The following is a 5,088-nucleotide window of genomic DNA, read 5'->3' on the forward strand; positions in this document are numbered from 1 at the left end:
GCACGTTGTTGATCTGGTTCGGGAAATCGCTTCGCCCGGTGGCGACAATCGCCGCGTGCCGGGCGGCGGCATCCGGGTGGACCTCGGGATCGGGGTTCGACAGCGCGAACACGATGCCGTCGGGCGCCATCGAGGCGATCAGCTCCTCGGGCACCACCCCGGCCGACACTCCCAAAAATGCGTCAGCGCCCTTGAGCGCCTCGATCATGCCACCGGTGAGGCCCTCGGGGTTCGTGCGCTGGGCCAGGTCGGCCTTGACGGGGGTCAGGCCGTCGCGGCCGGGATGCAGAATGCCTTGGGAGTCGAGCACCGTGACATGCGAAATACCAACGGACATCAGGATATTCGCGCATGCGACGCCGGCCGCGCCGACACCGGAGATCACCATGCGCAACGACTGCATGTCGCGGCCGAGCGCCTTAGTGGCGCCGATCAGCGCAGCCAACACCACAATCGCGGTGCCGTGCTGGTCGTCATGCATCACCGGACAATCCAGTGCCTCGACCAGGCGACGTTCGATCTCGAAGCAGCGCGGCGCGGCGATGTCCTCCAGGTTGACCGCGCCGAACGTCGGCCGCAGCCGCACCAGCGTCTCGACGATCTCGTCGGGATCCTTGGTGTCCAACACGATGGGGATCGAGTCCAGGTCGGCGAACGCCTTGAACAGCGCGCTCTTGCCCTCCATCACCGGCAGCGCAGCCGCTGGGCCGATATCACCGAGGCCGAGCACCGCGCTGCCGTCGCTGACCACGGCCACCAACCGGTTCGCCCAGGTGTAGCGGGCGGCCAGAGTGTGATCGGCGGCAATCGCCCGGCTGACCTGCGCGACGCCCGGGGTGTAGGCGATCGACAGGGCGCGCTGGGTGTCCAGCGGAGACCTTAACTGCACGGAAAGCTTCCCGGCGATGTGCGCCTCGAAGATCTCTTCGTCGTCAAGCACGATGGGCTGACTCTTTGCCGGGCCTTCCGTTGCTCGGGATGCGCTTTCGGACACGGCCCCAGGGTACTTTGCTGGATCTTTAGATCAGGCCAAGGCCGGTGACGGCTTCCCGCTCGTCGGCCAGCTCGGCGGTCGACTTGTCAATCCGGCCGCGGGAAAAGTCATCGATCTCCAGGCCGCTCACGATGGTCCAATTACCACCCTTGGTGGTCACCGGGAACGACGAGATCAGGCCCTCCGGCACACCGTAGGAGCCGTCGGACACCACGGCCATCGACACCCAATCGCCGTCGGGGCTGCCCAGCAGCCAGTCCCGGGCGGCGTCGACTGTTGCCGAGGCGGCCGAAGCCGCTGACGACGCGCCCCGCGCGTCGATGATCGCGGCGCCACGCTTGGCGACGGTGGGGATGAAGTCGTTCTCGATCCACGACTGGTCGTTGACCACCTCAGCCGCGTTCTTGCCTTTGATCTCGGCGTGGAAGATGTCGGGATACTGGGTGGCCGAGTGGTTGCCCCAGATGGTGATCTTCTTGATGTCGCTGACGCCGGCTCCGGTCTTGTGGGCCAGTTGCGAGATGGCCCGGTTGTGGTCGAGACGCGTCAACGCCGAGAACCGCTCGTGCGGAATGTCGGGCGCGTTGCTCAGCGCGATGAGCGCGTTGGTGTTGGCTGGGTTGCCGGTGACGCCGATGCGGATGTCGTCTGCGGCCACGGAGTTCAGCGCCTTGCCCTGCGCGGTGAAGATCGCGCCGTTGGCCTCCAGCAGGTCACCGCGCTCCATGCCCGGACCGCGGGGCCTGGCGCCGACGAGCAGCGCCAGGTTGACGCCGTCGAAGATCTTGTTCGGGTCGGCGCCGATCTGCACTCCCGACAGCAACGGGAACGCGCAGTCGTCGAGCTCCATCACGACGCCCTCGAGCGCCTTGAGGGCCGGCTCGATCTCCAACAGCCGCAGTTCAATCGGGCGGTCGGGACCCAACAGCGAGCCGCTCGCCAGGCGAAACAGCAGGCTGTAGCCAATCTGGCCGGCAGCGCCGGTGACGGCAACCTTCAGGGGTGTTGTGCTCACGCGTCGAAACTATCGCACCCATGGGCGCCAGAAACCCTGGCCCCGGCCTCGGCGGCTATCACGCCAGCTCAGCGGCACCAGCTCGCGGGCAATACCGGGCTGAGGCGCGTAGCATGACCGAGGCTTCATCGGATCCGGACTGCGACGGGAGGTGAAGGATGCCTTCGTTTCGCGATATACCGGAAACTCTGCGTCCTGCGGCACGGCCTGAAAGGGACGAGCCTCCTCATACGCACCCGGATGACCTGTCTGCCGAGCAGGCGGTGGTGGACTGCGGCATCTACGTCGACGGCGTGCGACTTGCCGGGACTTTCACCCACGAAGAGGCACGGGCCAAGGTGGGCGAGCTGCAGCTGGTCGGACAGAACGCCTTCGCCTGGGTCGGCCTGCACGAGCCCACCGAACACCAGATGCAAGAAGTCGGCAACGTTTTCGGTCTGCACCCGCTGGCCGTCGAGGACGCCGTGCAGGCCCACCAGCGGCCGAAGTTGGAGCGCTACGACGAGACACTGTTCCTGGTTCTCAAGACGGTCAACTACGTTCCGCACGAGTCGGTGGTCCTCACCCGCGAGATCGTCGAAACCGGCGAGATCATGATTTTCGTCAACGGTGATTTCGTGGTGACAGTCCGGCACGGCGAGCACGGTCGGTTAACAGACGTGCGCAAGCGGATGGATTCCGACCCCGGGCAGATGCGGCTCGGCCCATTCGCGGTGATGCACGCCATCGCCGATAACGTGGTGGACCATTACCTCGACGTCACCAACTTGATGGCGACCGATATCGACGCGATCGAAGAAGTGGCGTTCGCACCCGACCACCGGACCGAAATCGAGCCGATCTATCTGCTCAAGCGGGAAGTTGTCGAGCTGCGCCGGTGCGTCAATCCGCTCTCGGTCCCGTTTGCCCGGTTCCAGACCGAACACAAGGATCTGATCTCCAAAGAAGTGCGGCGCTATCTGCGCGACGTCGGCGACCACAACACCCAGGCCGCCGACCAGATCGCCAGCTACGACGAGAATCTCAGCTCCTTGGTGCAGGCCGCGCTGGCCCGGGTCGAAATGCAGCAGAACACCGACATGCGCAAAATATCGGCATGGGCGGGCCTGCTGGCGGTGCCCACTATGATCGCCGGTATCTACGGGATGAACTTCGAGTACATGCCCGGACTGAAATGGCACTGGGGTTACCCGGCGTTCATCGCCGTTCTGGTCATCATCTGTGTGCTGCTGTACCGCAACTTCCGCCGCAGAGACTGGTTGTAGAGTCAATTCGGTTGTGCAGCAGGACGATTGGGATCTAGCACGTCTACCCCGTCGCTTCGCCACGCCTCGCGCATCGCATCGGCGCCTTTCAGCCGCACCCAGGCGGCCTCCGTCGCGGTGATCGGCGTCGCGGACAGAAAACGCACCGGGTCGCGCGGCGAATCCAGCGGCAGGTCCGGAATATCGCTGCGGCCCAACAGCATCGCGGTGAACGGAGCCGGACCTGATCGGGTATCCCATAGTGGCGAACCGAGATCGATCAACGCGTCTTCGATCAACACCACTCCGTCGACCGCAGGCGTTGCCGCGACGATCGCCAGGCTATGCGCCAGACGGGTGACCGGCCCTGGATTGCGCAGCCGCAGAACGACTTCAGCGCGCGGGCCACACTCGGGGTCGGCGACCAAGGCCGTCGGATCGGTCATCGGGTGCCGCGAGCAACCCAGCGAGACGTAATGCACTACCTCGTCGGCGCCTGGGCGAAAGCGCAACACCTCGATTGGCTCGGCGCCGAGGAACGTCACGCTCGCGACATCAGGCTCGGTGTCGACGCCCGCATCGGAGAAGTGTGCGGTCAGGTGCGCGCGCACCCGCGCCAGTGTCTGGGTCACTGCTCCTCAGGCGGCGGTGGAACGGTCAAGTTGACGCCGGTGTCGGCGTCGAAAACGGCGAGTTTTGTGGTGTCGAAGGCTAATTCGAGGGACTTTCCTGTTGCCGCTTTCGACGCAGCGAGAACCCTGGCGACGAATTCGTGGTCTTCTCCTGCGGATTCGGCTTCAAGTTCGGAGAGCTCTAAGAGCTGGTCGGAGTGAACAACGCAACCCTCCGTGGTGAAGTAGACGTATTTGTCGGCACCCAGCGACTCGACCATGTCGACCTCCACCTCGAAGGTCAGCGCGCTGATGCGCTGGTAGCCGTCGATCAACGCGGCATCTTGTAAATGCTCCGGGCGCACGCCGACGATGACGTTCTCCGGCGTCGGGTGCTGCGCGAGCACGTCATGGACGGGTTGAGTCAGCGTCACCTCGCCGAATGGCAAGTTCAATCCGGTGGCAGTCAGCGTGCCGGGAAAGAAGTTCATTGCCGGCGAGCCGATGAAACCGGCGACGAACAGATTGGCGGGCCGCTGGTAAAGCTCGTCGGGTGTACCGATCTGCTGCGCAACCCCGCCGCGCATGACCACCACCCGGTCACCGAGCGTCATGGCCTCGGTTTGGTCGTGCGTCACGTAGACGGTTGTGGTGCCCAGCCGCCGCTGCAGCCGGGCGATCTCGCCACGCATCTGGACCCGCAACTTGGCGTCGAGGTTCGACAGCGGCTCGTCCATCAGGAAAGCCTTGGGGTGACGCACGATTGCCCTACCCATCGCCACCCGCTGCCGCTGGCCACCGGACAGTTGCGAGGGCTTGCGGTCGAGAACGTCGGTCAAGTCAAGGATTCGCGCGGTGTCCTCGACCTTGTCCGCGATCTCGGCTTTTTTCATCTTCGCCAGGGTTAGCGGGAATGCGATGTTCTGTCGCACGGTCATATGCGGGTAGAGCGCATACGACTGGAACACCATTGCGATATCGCGGTCTCTGGGCGCCTTGTCGTTCACCCGCTCGCCGCCGATACGCAGTTCCCCCGATGAGATATCTTCGAGTCCCGCAATCATATTCAGCGTCGTCGACTTTCCACAGCCGGACGGCCCGACCAGGATGATGAACTCGCCTTCGGCGATCGTGATGCTGAGTTCCTGCACGGCCATCGCGCCGTCGGGGTAACTCTTGGTCACCCTATCCAACACAATTTCGGCCATCGCGCTATCCCTTCAC

At 64.4% G+C, this 5,088-nt stretch carries 5 protein-coding genes; 1 reads left to right on the forward strand and 4 read right to left on the reverse strand.

What is annotated here, in order from left to right; all coding sequences use genetic code 11:
* Positions 1 to 994: NAD(P)-dependent malic enzyme (locus tag WAN71_RS22265; RefSeq protein ID WP_422227407.1), on the reverse strand; the 994-nt coding region annotated here is incomplete at its 3' end.
* Between the two features lie 25 nt (positions 995 to 1,019).
* Complete coding sequence (locus WAN71_RS22270) at positions 1,020 to 2,009, reverse strand: malate dehydrogenase (protein WP_422227408.1); 990 nt, start codon at positions 2,007 to 2,009, stop codon at positions 1,020 to 1,022.
* A 158-nt stretch (positions 2,010 to 2,167) separates the two neighbouring features.
* On the opposite strand from WAN71_RS22270, the gene corA reads away from it, so the two are divergent.
* Positions 2,168 to 3,274 carry a magnesium/cobalt transporter CorA gene (gene corA, locus WAN71_RS22275; protein ID WP_422227409.1) on the forward strand — a complete coding sequence of 369 codons (1,107 nt, stop codon included), beginning with the start codon at positions 2,168 to 2,170 and terminating at the stop codon, positions 3,272 to 3,274.
* Positions 3,275 to 3,276: 2 nt separating this feature from the next.
* On the opposite strand, the gene WAN71_RS22280 is transcribed toward corA, so the two are convergent.
* Both WAN71_RS22280 and WAN71_RS22285 read right to left on the reverse strand, forming a co-directional pair.
* Positions 3,277 to 3,885 (reverse strand): suppressor of fused domain protein, encoded by a 609-nt coding sequence (locus tag WAN71_RS22280; protein ID WP_422227410.1) that lies wholly within the window; start codon positions 3,883 to 3,885, stop codon positions 3,277 to 3,279.
* Entirely contained in the window at positions 3,882 to 5,072 is a 1,191-nt protein-coding gene (locus WAN71_RS22285; RefSeq protein WP_422227411.1) for an ABC transporter ATP-binding protein, read from the reverse strand. The genes WAN71_RS22280 and WAN71_RS22285 overlap by 4 nt, the downstream gene beginning before the upstream one ends.
* Positions 5,073 to 5,088: the final 16 nt, after the last annotated feature.

Source organism: Mycobacterium sp., from assembly GCF_049280035.1.
GTDB lineage: Bacteria > Actinomycetota > Actinomycetes > Mycobacteriales > Mycobacteriaceae > Mycobacterium.

Coding starts and splice junctions, on each gene's coding strand:
- corA (WP_422227409.1), top strand. CDS start 2,168: ATGCCTTCGTTTCGCGATATACCGGAAACTCTGCGTCCTGCGGCACGG.
- WAN71_RS22285 (WP_422227411.1), bottom strand. CDS start 5,072: ATGGCCGAAATTGTGTTGGATAGGGTGACCAAGAGTTACCCCGACGGC.